The 18877-nt window shown below is 64.0% G+C and carries 15 protein-coding genes; 2 read left to right on the top strand and 13 right to left on the bottom strand.

Going from position 1 to position 18877, the window contains the following annotated elements; all coding sequences use genetic code 11:
• Positions 1-209: 209 nt before the first annotated feature.
• The 8 genes from gltB to ACODSP_RS19045 all read right to left on the bottom strand — a co-directional run bounded on the left by gltB (position 210) and on the right by ACODSP_RS19045 (position 11921).
• Entirely contained in the window at positions 210-4751 is a 4542-nt protein-coding gene (gltB, locus tag ACODSP_RS19080) for a glutamate synthase large subunit (RefSeq protein WP_488967138.1), read from the bottom strand.
• Positions 4752-4753: 2 nt separating this feature from the next.
• Complete coding sequence (locus tag ACODSP_RS19075) at positions 4754-5413, bottom strand: glutathione S-transferase family protein (protein WP_488967137.1); 660 nt, start codon at positions 5411-5413, stop codon at positions 4754-4756.
• Between the two features lie 31 nt (positions 5414-5444).
• Positions 5445-5726: a DUF2442 domain-containing protein gene (locus ACODSP_RS19070; RefSeq protein WP_488967136.1), complete on the bottom strand. Its 282-nt coding sequence runs from the start codon at positions 5724-5726 to the stop codon at positions 5445-5447.
• 4 nt (positions 5727-5730) lie between these two features.
• Positions 5731-5991: a DUF4160 domain-containing protein gene (locus ACODSP_RS19065; protein ID WP_488967135.1), complete on the bottom strand. Its 261-nt coding sequence runs from the start codon at positions 5989-5991 to the stop codon at positions 5731-5733.
• 3 nt (positions 5992-5994) lie between these two features.
• Positions 5995-7443: an NAD(P)-dependent oxidoreductase gene (locus ACODSP_RS19060; protein WP_488967134.1), complete on the bottom strand. Its 1449-nt coding sequence runs from the start codon at positions 7441-7443 to the stop codon at positions 5995-5997.
• Positions 7444-7875: 432 nt separating this feature from the next.
• The gene (gene fumC / locus ACODSP_RS19055; RefSeq protein WP_488967133.1) at positions 7876-9270 is read right to left on the bottom strand and encodes a class II fumarate hydratase; all 1395 of its coding nucleotides are present in this window, start codon (positions 9268-9270) and stop codon (positions 7876-7878) included.
• A gap of 116 nt (positions 9271-9386) precedes the next feature.
• Positions 9387-10772, bottom strand: coding sequence for a hypothetical protein (locus ACODSP_RS19050; protein WP_488967132.1), 1386 nt, complete (start codon positions 10770-10772; stop codon positions 9387-9389).
• 12 nt (positions 10773-10784) lie between these two features.
• Positions 10785-11921: a hypothetical protein gene (locus ACODSP_RS19045; protein WP_488967131.1), complete on the bottom strand. Its 1137-nt coding sequence runs from the start codon at positions 11919-11921 to the stop codon at positions 10785-10787.
• A 243-nt stretch (positions 11922-12164) separates the two neighbouring features.
• Here ACODSP_RS19045 and trxA point away from each other — a divergent pair, with 243 nt between their 5' ends.
• Positions 12165-12488: a thioredoxin TrxA gene (gene trxA / locus ACODSP_RS19040; protein WP_054165877.1), complete on the top strand. Its 324-nt coding sequence runs from the start codon at positions 12165-12167 to the stop codon at positions 12486-12488.
• Between the two features lie 55 nt (positions 12489-12543).
• On the opposite strand, the gene ACODSP_RS19035 is transcribed toward trxA, so the two are convergent.
• Genes ACODSP_RS19035 through trpA form a run of 5 tightly spaced genes read right to left on the bottom strand, consistent with a single transcriptional unit; the run spans position 12544 to position 16602 of the window.
• Positions 12544-13869, bottom strand: coding sequence for a bifunctional folylpolyglutamate synthase/dihydrofolate synthase (locus ACODSP_RS19035; protein WP_488967130.1), 1326 nt, complete (start codon positions 13867-13869; stop codon positions 12544-12546).
• Complete coding sequence (gene accD / locus ACODSP_RS19030) at positions 13866-14822, bottom strand: acetyl-CoA carboxylase, carboxyltransferase subunit beta (RefSeq protein ID WP_488967129.1); 957 nt, start codon at positions 14820-14822, stop codon at positions 13866-13868. The genes ACODSP_RS19035 and accD overlap by 4 nt, the downstream gene beginning before the upstream one ends.
• Positions 14819-15274 carry a hypothetical protein gene (locus ACODSP_RS19025; RefSeq protein WP_488967128.1) on the bottom strand — a complete coding sequence of 152 codons (456 nt, stop codon included), beginning with the start codon at positions 15272-15274 and terminating at the stop codon, positions 14819-14821. The genes accD and ACODSP_RS19025 overlap by 4 nt, the downstream gene beginning before the upstream one ends.
• On the bottom strand, positions 15271-15729 hold the full coding sequence (locus ACODSP_RS19020; RefSeq protein ID WP_488967127.1) for a hypothetical protein: 459 nt from the start codon (positions 15727-15729) through the stop codon (positions 15271-15273). Before ACODSP_RS19020 ends, ACODSP_RS19025 begins: the two co-directional genes overlap by 4 nt.
• A 24-nt stretch (positions 15730-15753) precedes the next feature.
• A complete protein-coding gene (gene trpA, locus ACODSP_RS19015; protein WP_488967126.1) occupies positions 15754-16602 on the bottom strand; it encodes a tryptophan synthase subunit alpha in 849 nt (282 codons plus the stop codon).
• A 207-nt stretch (positions 16603-16809) separates the two neighbouring features.
• Here trpA and ACODSP_RS19010 point away from each other — a divergent pair, with 207 nt between their 5' ends.
• Positions 16810-18852 (top strand): HWE histidine kinase domain-containing protein, encoded by a 2043-nt coding sequence (locus ACODSP_RS19010; protein ID WP_488967125.1) that lies wholly within the window; start codon positions 16810-16812, stop codon positions 18850-18852.
• Positions 18853-18877: the final 25 nt, after the last annotated feature.

Here is an 18877-nt window from a genome sequence, read left to right as displayed (position 1 = left end):
TATAATTATATGATGTAAACGGAAAAGATATTCAATCCAGGCCGCGCAATCTGGCTGCCCTCTCCTTACCGACTCCCGCCGCATCCCAAGTAAGGATAGATTCGACTTGCGATTCTCACCTGCGACTCGCAAGCCGCAGAAAGCCTCGCTTCCCGAGTCGCACGCCCAAAAGAAAAGGGGGCCTTTCGGCCCCCTATCCTTACTTGGTCTTACTCGGCGCTCAGTCGTTCCGCTGCCGTAACAGGGATCGGCAGCCGGTTCAGCATCTCCTTCGGGACCACCTGCCAGAACTTGCCCCGCACCAGTTCCCAGTCGTTGAGAAGCTGGGCGGCCCAGCGGCTGCCCGTCTCGTCGATATGTTCCTGGATCAGGGCCTTCAACTGATCCTCGTAATGCGGGACCTCCAGGCGCTGCCAGATGACGCTTTCCGGGTTCACGAACAGCGGGAACTGGCCCTCCTCGTCATAGACATAGGCCATGCCGCCCGTCATGCCGGCGGCGAAATTGTCGCCGACCTTGCCCAGGATGGCGGCCAGACCGCCCGTCATATACTCGCAGCCGTTGGAACCGCAGCCTTCGACCACGACCGTGGCGCCGGAGTTGCGCACCGCGAAACGCTCACCCGCCTGCCCCGCCGCGAACAGCTTGCCCGCCGTGGCACCGTACAGGACGGTGTTGCCGATGATCGTATTCTCGTTGGTCTTCAACGGGCTGGCCGTCAGCGGACGCACCACGATGGTGCCGCCCGACAGGCCCTTGCCGACATAGTCATTGGCATCGCCGAACACTTCCAGCTTCAGCCCCTGCACCGCGAAGGCCCCCAGCGACTGACCCGCCGAGCCGCGCAGGCGGACCGTGGCGTGGCCGGGCTGCAGGCCCTTCATGCCGAACTTGCGGGTGATCATGCCCGACAGCGCCGTGCCGATGGCGCGATGCGTGTTCTGGGCGTGATACTGCATCTGGGTCTTCTCACCCACTTCGAACAAGGCCTTGGCGTCCTTGATCATCTGGGCGTCCAGCGTGTCCGGCACCTCGTTGCGGCCAACCAGCGTGCAGTAGCGGGCATATTCACCCGGATCGGCCACCGACAGCAGCGGGTTGAGGTCCAGATCGTCCAGATGGGCGGCACCACGGCTGACCTGATGCAGCAGGTCCGAACGGCCCACCACTTCACGCAGCTCGCGGAAGCCCAGGTTCGCCAGGATCTCGCGCACTTCCTCCGCGATGAAGCTGAACAGGTTGACGACCTTTTCCGGCGTGCCCGTGAACTTCTGGCGCAGGTCTTCATCCTGCACGCAGACACCGACGGGGCAGGTGTTGGAATGGCACTGGCGGACCATGATGCAGCCCATGGCGACCAGGGCCGCCGTGCCGATACCAAACTCCTCGGCACCCAGCATGGCGGCCATCACGATGTCACGGCCCGTCTTCAGGCCGCCATCGGTGCGCAGGGTCACGCGGTGGCGCAGACGGTTCAGCGTCAGCACCTGCTGCACTTCCGACAGGCCCATTTCCCACGGCACGCCCGCATATTTGACCGAGGTCTGCGGCGAGGCACCGGTGCCGCCATTATGACCGGCGACCAGGATGATGTCCGCACCGGCCTTGGCCACGCCGGCGGCGATGGTGCCGATACCGGACCGCGACACCAGCTTCACGCAGACCTTGGCCGTCGGGTTGATCTGCTTCAGGTCATAGATCAGCTGCGCCAGGTCTTCGATCGAGTAGATGTCATGATGCGGCGGCGGGCTGATCAGCATCACGCCCGGCGTGGAGTGGCGCAGCTTGGCGATCAGTTCGGTGACCTTGAAGCCGGGCAGCTGCCCGCCTTCACCGGGCTTGGCACCCTGGGCCACCTTGATCTCGATCTCGCGGCACTGGTTCAGATATTCCGCCGTCACGCCGAAGCGGCCAGAGGCCACCTGCTTGATGGCGCTGTTCCAGTTGTCGCCATTGGCGTCGGGCTTGAAACGTGCCGGGTCCTCGCCACCCTCCCCGCTGACCGAGCGGGCGCCGATGCGGTTCATGGCCACGTTCAGGGTGCCATGTGCCTCGGGCGACAGGGCGCCCAGCGACATGCCTGGCGTGATGAAACGCTTGCGGAGCGAGGTGATGCTTTCCACCTCATCCACCGGCACCGACTTTTCCGCCGGCTTGAAATCCAGCAGGTCGCGCAGGTTGATGGGCGGACGCTTGTGCAGCGCCTCGGAATATTTCTTGAAGGTGGAGAAGCTGTCAGTGCCCACCGCCGTCTGCATCAGGTGGATCAGGCCACCTTCCCAGGCGTGGCGGTCGCCGCCCTTGCGGAAGCGGTAGAAGCCGCCGACCGGCAGGGCCACCACATCCTCGTCATAGGCGATCTTGTGCTGGCCCACGACCTCTTCCTGAACGCCATTCAGGCCCAGGCCGGAGATGCGGGACGGCAGACCGGGGAAATATTCCGCAGCCAGGGAGCGCGACAGGCCGATAGCCTCGAAATTCAGGCCACCACGATAGGAGCTGATGATGGAAATGCCCATCTTGGACATGACCTTCAGCAGACCGTCATTGATGGCCTTCTTGTAGCGCTTCAGGCACTCCTCCAGGCTCATCGTGCCGAACAGGCCACGGCGGTGGCGGTCGGCGATGGCTTCCTGGGCGATATAGGCATTGACGGTGGTGGCGCCGACGCCGATCAGCACCGCGAAATAATGCACGTCCAGGCATTCGCCCGACCGCACATTCAGTGAGGTGAAGGTGCGCAGCTGCTGACGGATCAGATGGGTGTGGACGGCACCGGTCGCCAGGATCATCGGCATGGGCGCGCGGTTGGCCGTCATCGCCTCATCCGTCAGGATGACATGGGTGGCACCGCCACGTACCGCATCCTCCGCCTCCTGACGGATACGGCGCAGACCATCGCGCAGGGCGTTGGGGCCGGAAGCCGGTTCGAAGGTGCAGTCGATCTCCGCCGCGGTCGCGCCCATATATTTGCGCATGGCGCGGAATTCCGCACTGGTCAGCACGGGGCTTTCCAGCTGCAACAGGCGGCACTGGGTCGAATCCTCGTCCAGGATGTTGCCCAGGTTACCCAGACGCGTCTTCAGCGACATGACGCGGGTTTCGCGCAGGCTGTCGATGGGCGGGTTGGTGACCTGGGCGAAGTTCTGGCGGAAATAATGGTGCAGGCCGCGATACTTGTCGGACAAAACCGCGATGGGGCTGTCGTCACCCATCGATCCAACGGCTTCCTTGGCGTCATCGACCATGGGCTGCAGGATCAGCTCCAGATCCTCCATGGTGATGCCATAGGCCAGCTGACGGCGGCGCAGCTCATCCTTGGACAGTTCCGCCGGCTCCACCGGAGCCTTCTTGACCAGATCGTCCAGGACCGTGATCTCACCAATCCATTGGCCATAGGGGCGACCGGAGGCCAGGTTGTCCTTGATCTCGCGGTCGTGGAACAGCTTGCCTTCCTTCAGGTCGACGGCAATCATCTGCCCCGGACCCAGGCGGCCCTTCTCCACCACGGCCTGTTCGTTGATCTTGACCATGCCGGTCTCCGACCCGCCGATGATCAGGCCGTCGCCGGTGATGACATAGCGCAGCGGGCGCAGGCCATTACGGTCCACACCACCCACAACCCAGCGACCATCATAGATGGCCAGCGCCGCCGGACCGTCCCACGGCTCCATCACGGCATTGGCGTAGCTGTACAGGTCGCGGTGGGCCTGCGGCATCACTTCCTTGTTCGACCAGGCCTCGGGTACCAGCATGGTCTTCACCATGGGGGCCGAACGACCGGACATCAGCATCAGCTCGAACACGGCATCCAGCGCGCCGGAATCCGACGAACCGACCTGGATGACGGGCTTCAGATCCTCCACATGCGCGCCGAACGCCTCGGAATACATGCGCGTCTCATGCGCCTTCATCCAGTTGACATTGCCGCGCAGGGTGTTGATCTCACCATTATGGGCCAGCGTGCGGAAGGGCTGGGCCAGCTGCCAGGTCGGGAAGGTGTTGGTGGAGTAGCGCTGGTGATAGACGGCGAAATTGCTCTCAAACCGCGCGTCCAGCAGGTCCGGATAAAAGGCCGTCAGCTGTTCGGCCAGGAACATGCCCTTATAGATGATGGAGCGGGCCGACAGCGTGCAGATATAGAAGCCGCCGATCTGTTCACCGGCCACCGCCTTTTCGATGCGGCGGCGGATGATGTAGAGGTCGCGCTCGAACTGCTCGTCAGAGACGGTGCCGTCATTGCCGACCATGATCTGTTCGATCTCGGGCCTTGTGGCGTTGGCCTTCTCGCCGATGATCGAGATATCGATGGGCACCTGGCGCCAGCCATAGATGGTGTAGCCCCAGTTCAGGATTTCCGTCTCGACAATGGCGCGGCAGCGTTCCTGCGCCGACAGGTCGGTGCGCGGCAGGAAGACCTGGCCGACGGCGATCAGGCCCTTGGGCTCCGGATGGCCGGTGCGGACGACATGTTCGCGAAAGAAGGCCTGGGGCAGCTGCACATGGATGCCGGCGCCGTCGCCCGTCTTGCCGTCGGCATCGACCGCACCACGGTGCCAGAGCGCCCTCAGCGCCTCCACGGCCTTTTCCACCACCTCGCGCCGGGGCTTGCCATCGATGGCAGCCACGAAGCCGACGCCGCAGGCGTCGTGCTGTTCGGTATCGACAAAGGCGGTGGTATCCAGCAGGGCCTTGTTGGCGGTGTATTCCGCCGCGAAAATCTCACCGGCGTTGATGGTGGCGTCGGTCATGGTCAGGCCCTCTGTTCAGAAGTCAGCGCATCGGCCAGGGGCACGGGCGTGCCCACGGCGTCTGTGATCTTGATGTGGTTCGGCTGGGCGGCAAACCGGTCCAGCCAGTCGCGGATGGCGGGATAGGGGGCAAGGTCAAAGCCCCCCTCCTCCGCCACATGGGTGTAGGCGTAGAGTGCGATGTCGGCGATGGTGGCGCCCTGCCCCACGAACCAGTCACGGCCCGTCAGGTGGCGCTCCATCAGCCGCAAGGCGGCATGCCCCTGCTCGCGCTTCACGATCAGGGCATGGATGCGTTCGGGGTCCATCGCCACCTTATGGGTGATCCAGAACCGCGCGGTCGCGATGTTGGGCTCATGGCTATACTGTTCCCAGAACAGCCATTGCAGGACGGCGGCCTTGTCCCGGCGGTTATCCGGCCAGAACGTGGTGTCCTCGGCCAGCCAGCGCAGGATGGCATTGCTTTCGCCCAGAAAATCACCGGGCGCCAGCCGCAGCAGCGGGATGCGCCCGTTGGGGTTCAGCGCCAGGAAAGCCTCCGTCCGCGTCTCACCCGCATCAGTATCCATCTCCACCCGCTGAAACGGGAGGCCAAGCTGCGTCAGCAGCCAGCGGCACTTATAGCCGTTCCCGGAGGAGAGGTTGTCGTAGAGGCGGAGCATGGTGCGGTCGGGTCTTTCTTGTGTCTCAGGGTTACTCGGCGGCGGCGTCGGGATAGTCGCGCTTCAGGTCTTCAGGATGGGTGCGATACCAAAGGCTATCGGCGCTGAAGTCAATCTCCTCAGGCCACCCAAGGTAGTAACCATCCCCACCCACATACATTTTCGTGGTGAAGAAGGCTGGGTCTGCCATGACCGTACAGACGCCTCCCTTCTCGATGTTCCCTTTAAAATCCACCGTCGATGTGGCGCCGTGTTTCCAGCGGATGGTCACGGTGAAGTCGGGATTGGCCGTCGCCTCTTCAATCCAGTACATGGCCTCACTCCTTGATCATCGGGATCGGCTGCTGTGCGCGCGCATTCGTCCAGGCCTGATAAAGGGCCGGCAAATGGCGGCGCGCCCATGTCCGAATCTCCCGCAATTCGCGGGTCGTCAATTCTCCCTTCACTTCCGCCAGAGACAGATCCGCCAGCATTATCTTGGCGGTGGTACCTCTACCTCTGATGTGGAAGTGGGGTTCACCATGGTCATCGTAGAAGAAAACGATGGCGAAGCCCATGATCCATGCGACGGTCGGCATCGCTTACTCCGCCGCCACCGCCACGCCCTGGGCGATCTTCGCCTGGATGTAGTTATGGATGCCGACGGCGGCGTCGCGGCCATCCTTGATGCCCCAGACAACCAGGGAGGCGCCGCGCACGATGTCGCCGGCGGCGAAGACGCCCTCCAGGTTGGTCATCATGGTGGCATACTTCACCTGTACCGTGCCCCAACGGCTGACCTTCAGTTCCGGTACGCCGAACAGGCTGGGGATATCCTCGGGATCAAAGCCCAGGGCCTTGATCACCAGATCGGCATCCATCGTGAAGTTGGAGCCTTCGATGGGCATCGGGGTCTGACGGCCCGTGGCGTCGGCCACACCCATATGCATCTTGAAGGCCTTCACGCCCGTGACATGCGCGTCGCCAGTGAAACCTTCCGGCGCCGTCTGCCAGACGAATTCCACGCCTTCTTCCTCGGCATTGGCGGTTTCGCGCTGGCTGCCGGGCATGTTCTTGCGGTCGCGGCGATAGACGCACTTCACCGACATCGCCCCCTGGCGGATGGCGGTACGCACGCAATCCATGGCGGTATCGCCGCCGCCGATGACGACGACGTTCTTGCCCTTGGCGTTCAGCTTGCCCGTCTCAAAATCCAGGACGGTATCGCCCAGGCTCTTGCGGTTGCTGGCCGTCAGGTAATCCAGGGCCGGAACGATGCCGTCCAGACCGGAACCGGGGCCGCCCAGATCGCGGGCCTTGTAAACGCCGGTGGCGATCAGAACCGCATCATGCTGGGCGCGCAGGGTCCGCATGTCGGTATTGCGGCCGATTTCCACACCCAAGTGAAACTTGACGCCCGATTCCTCCAGCAGCTTCCAGCGGCGGATGACCACATCCTTTTCCAGCTTGAAGCCCGGAATACCATACATCAGCAGGCCGCCGACCCGGTCATACCGGTCATAGACATGGACCTGATAGCCCTTCTTGCGCAGCTGGTCAGCGGCGGCCAGGCCGGCGGGACCGGCGCCGATGATGGCGACCGACTGTTCGCGTTCGACACGCGGCACGATGGGCTTGACCCAGCCATTATCAAAGGCCGTGTCGGTGATGTACTTCTCCACCGCACCGATGGTTACCGTGCCGTGGGTCGACTGCTCGATGGTGCAATTGCCTTCGCACAGCCGGTCCTGCGGGCAGATGCGGCCACAGATTTCGGGCAGGTTGTTGGTGGCCTGCGACAGCTCATACGCCTCTTCCAACCGACCTTCCGCCGTCAGCTTCAGCCAGTCGGGGATGTTGTTGGAGACGGGGCAATGCACCTGGCAGAAGGGCACGCCACACTGCGAGCAGCGGTTGGACTGTTCAACCGCGCCGGTATCGGTGAAGCGGGCATAAATCTCGTTGAAATCCAGGCGGCGGGTCTCAGCCTCGCGCTTTTCGGGCATGCGCTGGTCGGTGTGAACAAAGCCCAGCATCTTCTGCGTCGCCATGGAACCAATCCTTACCGTCAAACGGGGCCGGGCCCCTTCCCTTGCCGCAGTGCGAAGGGCCAAACGCCCCGCACCGTTGGAAACGGCGCCAACAGGCGGGTAATCCCCTTTCCCGAATGGCGCCGGTAAGGTTCATATAAAACGGAAAATCAGCCCCTGCCAGCAGTTTTTTAGCGTTAGGTCAGCATTACTGACCATTTTACCCTGCATAGTTCCGTTGCATTTGCGCATACCGTGCATTGCGAACCGTTCGCAGGTGCGCAAATAGGTCCGAAACAGGACTATTGGTGATTTTATTGAGGCAGGCGGCCCGTTTAGTGGGCAGGGCGTAGCGCGGATTAGCGAAGCGTAATCCGCGGAAATGCACCAACGTTGCTCCGCGGATTACGGCTATCGCCTAATCCGCGCTACGGGGGCAAAGGGGGCGCCCCCTCACCCCGGATGCACCATATCCTCGGGCCGCACCCATTGCCGGAACTGCGCCTCAGTCAGTAGGCCAAGGGCCATCCCGGCCTCCAGCAGGGTTGTGCCCTCATGATGCGCCTTCTTGGCGATCTTGGCGGCATTGTCATAGCCGATATGGGGGTTCAGCGCCGTGACCAGCATCAGGCTTTCACCCATCAGGCGGCTGATCCGGTCGATATTGGCCGTGATGCCAATGACGCAGTTTTCGGCAAAGGACCGGCTGGCATCGGCGATCAGCTTGATCGATTGCAGCAGGTTATAGATCAGCACCGGCTTGAACACGTTCAGTTCGAAATGGCCGGTGGCGCCGGCATGGGTGATGGTCACATGGTTGCCCATCACCTGGGCCGCCACCATGGTCATGGCTTCCGACTGGGTGGGGTTCACCTTGCCGGGCATGATGGAACTGCCGGGTTCATTTTCCGGCAGGCTGATCTCCCCGATGCCGCTGCGCGGGCCGGAACCCAGCAGGCGGATGTCATTGGCGATCTTCATCAAGGAGACAGCAACGGTATTCAGCGCGCCCGATGCCTCCACGATGCTGTCATGGGCGGCCAGCGCCTCGAACTTGTTGGGCGCCGTGATGAAGGGCAGGTCGGTGATGGCGGCCACTTCCTGCGCGAAGGCCACGTCAAAACCCTTGGCAGTGTTCAGGCCCGTGCCCACCGCCGTGCCACCCTGGGCCAGGCGCAGCAGGGCCGGCTGCACCGCCTTCACCCGGTCGATGCCATAGGCCACCTGCTGCGCATAGCCGCCAAATTCCTGACCCAGCGTCATGGGCGTGGCGTCCTGCAGGTGCGTGCGCCCGATCTTCACGACATCCGCGAACTCCGCCGCCTTGGCCGCCAGGGCGGCGTGCAGCTGTTCCAGGGCGGGGATCAGGTCGTGATGGATGCGTTCTGCCGCCGCGATATGCATGGCGGTGGGGAAACTGTCATTGGAGCTTTGGCCCCGGTTGACATGGTCATTGGGGTGGATCGGCTTTTTCGACCCCATCTGCCCGCCCAGCATTTCGATGGCGCGGTTAGAGATGACCTCATTGGCGTTCATGTTGGTCTGGGTGCCGGACCCGGTCTGCCAGACGACCAGCGGGAAATGGTCAATCAGGGTGCCGTCGATCACCTCATCCGCCGCGCGCATGATGGCGTCGGCCAGGGCGGGGTCCAGCTGTCCCAGCGTGACATTGGCCTTGGCGGCGGCCTTCTTGACGATGCCCAGACCCCGGATCAGGGCCGGCGGCATACGTTCGCCACCGATCTTGAAATTCTGCAAGGACCGCTGGGTCTGGGCACCCCAATAACGGTCCGCCGGCACCTCGATCGGGCCGAAACTGTCGGTTTCGATGCGGACAATGGCGGCCATCACCGGCGCCCCTCTGCTGCCAAAACGGACGCAGAGGGTAGCAGATGCACCGCCGCCCGCAATGAAGCTGTTGATGTTCCCTAAAAACGCCGGGCCGCCTGAAAAGGCCGCATTGCTTACCGGAACTGCGACTTCCAATCCCGGAACAGGCGTTCCGCCTCGTCCGAGCCGGCCAGGATTTCCACCATGCGCAGGCCGTTGAACATCTGGCGCTGGCCTTCCGGCCCCATGGAGCCGTCGCGGTTGCGAGGCGCATTGCGCAGGGTGGCCAGCGTATTGTTCACCACTTGCGTCCGTGCCTCGGTGATCTTGGCCGCCACCTCGCGCTGAATACCCAGCGGTCCCGCCAGCTTGGACGACCGGCGCAGGGCCATCGCGAACTGTTCGGCCTTCTTCACTTCCTCATCGCTGGGCAAGCCTTCATGGCTGAACAGGGCCTCGGTCAGACCCTTGTCGACATCGGCGCAGATATTTTTCAGCACGAATTGTGCGATCTCCGCCCGGGCATTCTTGACCTTGGACGTGATCTCCTTGTCGCGCAGCCCCTGGACCGTGTCGTTGACGGAGTTCAGACCGTCGGTCAGCCGTTCGGCAGCCGCCGCCAGACTGGATGGATCGCCGGTGATCCCCGGATTCTCCCGGTCGAAATCGCCGGTTTGACGCAGCAGGTTGCCCACGACATAGCCCGACATTTCCTTGGTCAGGCTCTCCTTCTCCGCCGCCGTGCCACCCAGGCGTACCTCGCCCAGCATGCGCAGCAACTCACCCGGACGCTGCATGCGGGACGCGAGGACTAGCAGCAGGGGCTGCGTCAGGGCCGCTTCTTCCTTGCCCAGCTCGATCAAGTTGTTGCGGATGATTTCCACATGCGATTCGGCCAAATCCAGAATGGGGCGCGGCGGCAGGGCCGCCTTCAGCTTTTCCACCCGGAACGCGACCGCCAGGATCTGACGCAGCGTGTCCAACTGCCGCTGCACATCATCGTCGCGACCGAACAGGTTCAGCTTGTATTTCAGGTTGTTCTGGCATTCAGCGATGACCTTGGCCAAGGCCTCCACACCCGCCTGCCACAGCGGGTCGCAGATGATGGCGATGGCAGCGCCGTCGCGGTAATCGATCCCCGCCATCTCGCGCTGCACCTCCTGCTGCACGGCGGCAGGGATATGCTCCTTCACCGCGGTCCAGCAGGGCGATAGGGTGGCGCGGCAGATGCGGTTCAGACGGCGGGTGTAATGCAGAGCATCATCCAACATGTCCTCTGCCGGCAGGAAGAACAGGCGCGACAAGGCGGGCCGGCGCGGCGGACGCAGCGTGGTCAGGCGTGGACGCATCGCCTCGAAAGCGTCTGAAATTTCCGGCTTGTCGCCGACCTGCTCCAGCAGGCGATAGATCTGAAGCAGTTTGCGGTCGGGCAGCCGCAGCACGTCTGTGCCCAACGCCGCCCAATCACTGGGCTTTCCAGGGGGCGGAGCGGGAGTGGCGGGCTTGGCTTTGTCGGTCATGCTCCGCCCCCCTCAGCTCATGGCCGCTTTGAGGGATTCAAGCCGCATGACGGCATCCATATCCAGGACACCGGTGCGCCAGTCCTGGTTCACGCGCACCCATTTCTTCTGCAGGCGCTGAATGGCGTCCAGGTCCAGGGCGTCAGTGGCGGCGCTGATCTCCTCTTTCGGGATCATGGGCAGCAGGCGGGAAATGTCGGTGATGGTCGTCTGCTTGGTGGCCGACGGCCCGTCCTTCACGCTTTCCCACATGGCGATCAGGAATTCCCAGCCATCCAAAAGCCAGGAGATGCGGCCCACCGATTCCCCGATGACACGGTGCAGCTTCGGCGCGTCATTCACGATCTGGCGCGCGTCGCGGCAGGCGGCGTCCAGCTTACCGATCCGCTGCCGCGCCAGGGTCAGCGTATGGTTGGCAACGGTGGCAATATAATTGCCCAGCATCGCCGCCTCCGACGGGTCGGTATCGGCGAAATGCTGGGTACCCTGGGCAAAGGCCTGCAGCCGGTCGGCCAGAGACCGCAGACGCCCGGCCTTTGGCGCCTGTGGCAGGCCGACGGGCGACACCGCCTCACCGATCTGATCCACACGGGTCGTCATGTCGTCGGGCGGGATATCGACCATGGCCGCCACCTTGGCCAGGGCCTGACGGGCGACACGCTTGCTGTCATCCGCCGTCATGCCGGGCCGCAACAGGTCTGCGGCGCTGATATTCACCAGCTTCAGCAGTTCGGTGACCAGGATGAACTGCGTCAGCACCAGATACTGCCCGTCCTGATCCAGCAGTTCGGCGGCCCGCGTCGCGGGTTCCGGCCCACAGACACCGGTCGCCTGCACCGTCAGGGCGCAGGCACGGATCTGTTCGGGCGAATGGGTTTCCAGCTGTTCGATCTCCTCGAACAGCAGCCGATCATGCAGCGTCAGGGTCATGACGTTGGGCAGCCCCTTCCAGGGCAGGACATAGGTGCCCTTGCCGGCCGTGAAATTGGGCAGCAGGAATTCGAACCGGTCATCCTGGTCACGGCGCAGGCGCGCCTGACTGAGCAACGGGGTCGTGAAGGGGACGGTGACGCCGCGCTCCTCGAATGTCGCGGGCGCGAAATCCTCCATCATCTTGCGGGTGCGCCCGCTGTCCCCTTGATCCGTCATGTCTGGCCGATCCGTCCCGCCTTTCGACACCGCTCGCGCGGTATGGCCTTTGTTATATATCGTATTTTAGATAGTTGGACAGTTTTCCGTTAACCCAACCGACGATTTCAAGCCACGCATGGTGCAGCGCAGGGGTGCGGTGTGCAGCGGCTTGACCCCGTGGCGGGCGGGTGCCTACATTTCCTGTCGAGAGGCGGCGCACAGGATGGCCCGCACCCATGACACGAACCCTCCGAGGGAAAAATGGCTGATATCATTCATGTTACCGACGCCAGCTTCGATGCCGACGTCCTGAAAGGTTCCGGCGCGATTCTGGTCGATTTCTGGGCCGAATGGTGCGGCCCCTGTAAGATGCTGGCCCCCAGCCTGGAACAGCTGGCCACCGAGCTGGACGGTCAGGTGACCATCGCCAAGATGGATATCGATGAGAATCCGGGTACGCCGGGCAAGTATGGCGTGCGCGGCATCCCGACCCTGATGATCTTCCGCGACGGTCAGGTCACCGCCACCAAGGTCGGCGCCCTGCCCAAGCAGCAGCTGAAGACCTGGATCGAGAACAGTCTCTGATCGGTTCCCGATTGTACTGAAAAAGCCCCCGAAGCTTCAAGCTTCGGGGGCTTTTTCATGCGTTCAGGGCCAGGACCGTGCCCGCCAGATAGAGCGAGCCACAGATCAGCAGTCTTCCTGGCTGCCCCTGCCCGGCCAGTGTCGCCAGTTCGGCGACCGCCGCCGCCGCATCGGGGCTGGCCGCTGCGTCCATGCCGGCGGCGCGGGCGAAGGCGGCGGCGTCTTCCGCCGTCACGCTGTTGGGTTCGCCCGGAATGGCCACGGCGCGCAGGCGGCGCACATACGGGGCCAGGGGGGTGAGGAAATCAAGGGGCCGCTTTGACCCCAGCATGCCGAAGACCATGTCCAGCGGGCGGCCATCTGCATTCCAGCGGGCCAGCTGCCGGGCCAGAACCTCACCCGCGCTGTCATTATGCCCGCCATCCAGGAACAGTTCCCACCCCAGGGGCAACAGGTCGGGCAAGGGGCCGCGCGTCAGGCGCTGCAACCGCGCCGGCCATTCCACGGCCACCAGACCCCGGCGGATGGCATCCCCCCCAATGGTCAGCGGCAGATGGTCCGTGGCCGCGATGGCCAGGCCGGCATTGTCCACCTGATGCGCGCCCATCAGGCCGGGCGGCGGCAGGTCGAGGGTACGGGCGGCATCCTGAAATCGGAAACCCGTGTCGGTCGCCGCCACGGACCAGTCGCGCCCATGCAGGAACAGGGGCGCCGACAGGGCGGTGGCCCGCTCGGCAAAGACCGTGTTGGCCACCGGGTCGGCCTGTGGCCCCGCAACCGCCGGACGGCCCGGCTTGATGATGCCCGCCTTCTCCCCCGCGATGTCGCGCAGGGTTGGACCCAGGAACTGCGTATGGTCCAGGGAGATGCGGGTCAGCAGGCTGACCACCGGCGCGTCGATGACATTGGTGGCATCCAGCCGCCCGCCCAGGCCCACCTCCAGGATCAGCAGGTCGGCGGGCACGCGGGCAAAGGCCAGGAAGGCGGCGACCGTCGTCACCTCGAAGAAGGTGATGGGATGGCCGTCATTGGCCTTCTCCACCTCTTCCAGGATGTCGGCCAGGTCATCATCACCGATCAGCGATCCCGCCAGCCGGATACGCTCGTTGAAGCGCACCAGATGCGGGGAGGTATAGACATGGACCCGGTGGCCCGCCGCCTCCGCCATGGCGCGCAGAAAGGCGACGGTGCTGCCCTTGCCGTTGGTGCCGGCCACATGAACCGTCGGTGGCAGGCGGCGTTCCGGATGGCCCAGCGCCGCCAGCAGCCGTTCAATCCGGCCCAGCGACAGGTCGATGATCACCGGATGCAACTGCCGCATCCGATCCAGCGCCGCCTCCAGCCGGGGGGAGGCGGGCAGCAGCGGCGGCGCCTTGATCATTGATAGCCAGCGCCACCCTGGATGGCGCTGACCGCCGGGCCGGAACCGGCGGGCTTGCGGCCGCCACGGTCGCTGCCCCGGCCGATCTTCACGATATCGGCGGTGGGGCCGGGACGGCGCAGCAGGTCGATGACACGGCCCAGCGTCTCCCGCAGTTCCTTGCGATGGACCACCATGTCCACCATGCCATGGTCGCGCAGATATTCCGACCGCTGGAACCCCTCGGGCAACGTCTCGCGGATCGTGCTTTCGATCACGCGGGCGCCGGCAAAGCCGATCTGCGCGCCCGGCTCGGCAATATGGATGTCGCCCAGCATGGCAAAGCTGGCCGTGACGCCGCCCGTGGTCGGGTCGGTCAGGACCACGATATAGGGCAGGCCCGCTTCCTTCACCATTTCGACCGCGATAACGGTACGCGGCATCTGCATCAGCGACAGGATCGCCTCCTGCATACGCGCGCCGCCCGAGGACGGGATGGCAATCAGCGGCACCTGCTGCAACACGGCCAGACGGGCGGCGGCCAGCAGCCCCTCACCCACGGCCATGCCCATGGACCCGCCCATGAAATTGAAGTCGAAGACGGCGGCAACCGCCCCCTGGCCGTTGATCTTGCCATGGGCCACGACTATGGCGTCCTGACGGCCCGTCTTTGACTGCGCCTCTTTCAGGCGGTCGGTGTAGCGCTTCTGATCGCGGAACTTCAGCGGATCGACCACCACCTTGGGCAGTTCGATCGTCTGGTAACCCGCGTCGAACAGCGTCTTCAGCCGGCGCACGGGGTCCAGGCGCATATGGTGGCCGCAATGCTGACAGACATGCAACTGCTCCTCCAGATCGCGGTGGAACAGCATGGCGCCGCAGGACGGGCACTTGTGCCAGAGATTGTCCGGGACCTCCTTCTTGGAGACGAGGGCCTGGATCTTCGGTTTGACGAAATTGGTCAGCCAGTTCATGGGACTTCCTGGATAAGCGACGCGACGGCCCGCAACTGGTTGATGGCGGTCTGGATACTAACCGGATTGTCCAGCCTGCCGTGGGCGATCTGATTGCGGACATCATATAGTCCGCAGGCGTCCCCATACTCAACCCTCTGTCTGTCGATCAACAGAGCAAGACGGGTTTTGAAGGGAATGTCCTGGATGCGATTGGTCCGAGGAACAACAGCTTTCCAGATTTCCCGATGGCGCCAGTCGGGTGATTTCTGGGCTGCGGTGATAATGGTGCCAACCGCCTCATTCACCAAATCCTCAAACTGCGCCACCAGCAGGACGAAATAAGCTCTTTCATTCACGTATTGGACATCAATGGACAAAAGGCCCGATGACGTTTGAGACCTGATTGCCCCCGCCGACAGCACCGCGTCAGCTTCCAGGAACGCAGCCTCGACCACATCGAAATACCTCACCGCAGCCCCTCGAGCAGCAGTTGGAACTCCTCCCGCGTCAACGGCGTATTCTTCCCCCGGTCACGATAAGGATAGAAACGCCAGTCGGGCGCACCCGGCTGTCCATGGTCCTCGATATAGGTCTTGCCCAACGGGTGGAACAAGAACAGTCGTCCCCGTGTCAACAGCACCCAACGAGCTTCCGGGAGAAACTGCATCCCTTCGCCGGTTGCTGCATTCTTAACAGTCAATGCCGGAAACATTTGGAAGCCGAGACCGACCTGACGCATCTGACTTTCAAGAATGGATCTTTCACCACGCCATGAAATAAATGATCCGTCATCGGGAAGCCACGACACAAGGGTATCGAACAGCGACGTCAGGTGCCGTTGCCAGTCCTGCAACTCGGCAACGACCTCTTCGCGTGAAAGAGGGGGAGATTCGATTTCATCGTCCAGATCGAACGCGTAAGACATCGCATCACCTCGCAGCTACTGCGCTCACCCCCGGGCGGTACGCACGCCCTGGGCCAGCGCCCTCACGAAGTCTAGCACGTTGGGCACCAGGGCGGCAGTGGGCTTGCCCTCGGCGTCCAGGTTGACCTCCACCTGGCGCACGATGGCGCTGCCCACCACGGCGGCGTCGGCCACGCGGGCGACGGCGGCAGCTGCCTCCGGCGTCGTGATACCGAAACCGACGGCCAGCGGCAGGTCGGTATGGCGGCGCAGACGGGCCACCGCCTCGTCAATGGCACCGGCACTGGCGCTGCCGGCACCGGTGATGCCGGTGACGGAGACGTAATAGACAAAGCCCGAGGTATTGGCCAGCACGGCGGGCATGCGCGCGTCATCGGTGGTGGGCGTGGTCAAGCGGATGAAATTGACACCGGCCTTGAGCGCGGGAACACACAGTTCGGTGTCTTCTTCCGGCGGCAGGTCGACCACGATCAGGCCATCCACGCCCGCCGCCTTGGCATCGGCCAGGAACCGCTCGACGCCATAGGAATAGACGGGATTGTAGTACCCCATCAGGACCACCGGCGTTTCATCGTCGCCCTTACGGAACTCCCGCACCATATCAAGCGTTCGGGTCATACGGGCGCCATTGTTCAGCGCGCGCAGGCCCGCCGCCTGGATGGCGGGACCATCAGCCATGGGATCGGTGAAGGGCATGCCCAGTTCGATGACATCGGCCCCGGCAGCCGGCAGGCCCTTCAGCAGGGCCAGGCTGGTCTCATGGTCGGGATCACCGGCGGTGATGAAGGTGACAAGGCCGGCCCGGCCTTCCGCCTTCAGCGCGGCAAAGCGGTGGTCGATGCGGGTGGCGGCTTGGATCGGGGCGCTGGTCATGCAGGTGGACTTCCAAACTGCTTTCAAAAGGCGGCGCACCATAAACGCAGGAACCGGACGAAACAACCGCCGCTTTGCGCGTGCCGGCCCGGCGTGGCGCGGGTTCCTATGCGGTTCGTCATAGGTCCGCCTCTACCGATGAAACAGCTTCACGGACACAGGTCACAGGGCGTATCAGCTATACAGCACCCAGCGAGGTCGATCAGCGTGCAGGACATCTTCGACCATCCCGCCGCGCCGACGCAGCCGTTGCGTCAGGCCAATCCGTCCCGCGCCGTCGTCTGGCTGGCGCTAATGGCGCTGCTTGTCGCCCTGGCGCTGTTCGGGGGGGAGTTGCTGCTGGGTCGTGCCCGCGTGATGGAGCGGGCCACCATCGACACGCGGACAGAGGCGGATCAGCTGGCCGAGCATGCGGCCCGGCTGATGGGGGCGCATGCCCTTGTCCTGCGCAATGCCGAATGGCTGGTGCGTAGCCAGGGTTGGGATGCGGTGGCCGGCACCCCGCACCTGCATGAATGGCTGCGTGATCTGGCCAGCGAGGCGCCCGAGGTGCAGTCCTACTGGCTGGCGGATGCCAGCGGCAAGGTGCGGGTCAGCACCCTGCGCTGGCCGGCACCGGATCTGAATGTCGCTGACCGCGACTATTTCATCTCGCACCAGAGCCAGAATGCTGGCCCGCATGTCAGCACGCGCCTGGCAGGCCGTTTGAACCCGGAATTATTCTTCGCCCTGTCCCGCCGTGTGGAGGCGCATGACGGATCGTTCCTGGGCGTTGTCCAGGTATCGATGCGGCCTGCCTATTTCGAATCCTTCTATGCCAGCGTCGCGACCCGCCCGGATGTGGAGGTGATGCTGGTCCGCAATGACGGGGAGGTGCTGGTGCGCCACCCGGCCACGGCGGATGCGGGGCTGACGCTGGGCAATGTCGCCGATCTGGTGGCGCAGCGTGATCAGACCTCCGGCCTCGTCACCGCCCTGTCGCCCTTCGACGGGCAGGAGCGGCTCTATGCCGTGGCCGATGTCGACCGTGTGCCGGTGCGCGTGGTCTATGGCATCTCCACGGCGGGTCTGCGCTCCGACTGGGGCTGGTCGGCACTGGGCCATTTCAGCTTCGCCTTGCTGGCCACGCTGATGCTGTTGCCGCTGGCGGCCATCGCCCTGCGCCAGACGCGGCAGGCAGAGGTGGCGCAGGGCAAACTGCGCAGCTCCAACGTGGCGCTGGAGGCACGCGTACGCGAACGCACGGCCCATCTGGACATCGCGCTGGACGATCTGCGCCGCAGCGAGGAACGGTTGAGCCGGCTGGTCAGCACGGCCCCGGTCGCCATCATGGAGATCGGACCCGACGGGCGTTTCACTGATGTGAATGCCGCTGCCGAGCGTATTCTGGGTCTGTCACGACAGGCCATCATCGGCGTGCGCCATGACGCTGCCATCTGGCATGCGACGGCCCTGGATGGTCGCCCCATGGCCAGTGTGGATTTTCCTACTGCCCGCGCCCTGGCGGGGGAAGAGGTGCGTGACGGCGAATATGCCCTGCGCGACCCCAAGACGGGCGCGCGGCAGATCCTGTCCGTCAATGCCGTGCCCATCCGGGACGAGGATGGGCGCATCATCGGCTGTACCGCCACCGCCATGGATGTGACGGGCCGGTACGAGGCGGAAGACCGCCAGCGCCTGCTGATGCGCGAGGTCGATCACCGCGCCAAGAACGCACTGGCCGTGGCGCAGGCCGTGGTGAGGTTGAGCCGGGCCGACAGTATCGAGGCCTTCACCAGCGCCGTGGAAGGCCGCATCTCCTCCCTGGCGCGGTCGCACTCCCTGCTGGCCCAGGCCTCCTGGTCGGGTGCCGATCTGGAACGGTTGGTGGAGGATGAGGTGCAGGCCTTTGCGGCGGAACCGTCGCAACTGACCCTGCGCGGTCCGCGCGTCCGCCTGGGGGCGGACATGGTGCAATCGCTGGGCCTGGTGTTCCATGAACTGGCCACCAATGCGGCCAAGCATGGTGCGCTGTCCCGCCCCGACGGACAGGTGACAGTCGATTGGACGGTCCGCCGCAACGTTCTGGAACTGACCTGGACGGAAACCGGTGGCCCCGCGGTGACGGCACCGCCCACCCGCAAGGGCTTCGGCTCCACCCTGCTGGGTCAGGTGCTGCGCCATCAACTGGGCGGCAAGATCGACATGGATTGGGCCGCAACGGGGCTGAAATGCCACGTGACCTTGCCGCTGGGCACCGGCAACGGATGATTTCAGCCCAGCATTGGACGTAGCG

Source organism: Niveispirillum sp. FG156, from assembly GCF_057809555.1.
Note: the sequence above shows the minus strand (reverse complement) of the source record. Positions and strands in the feature narration are given on the sequence as shown.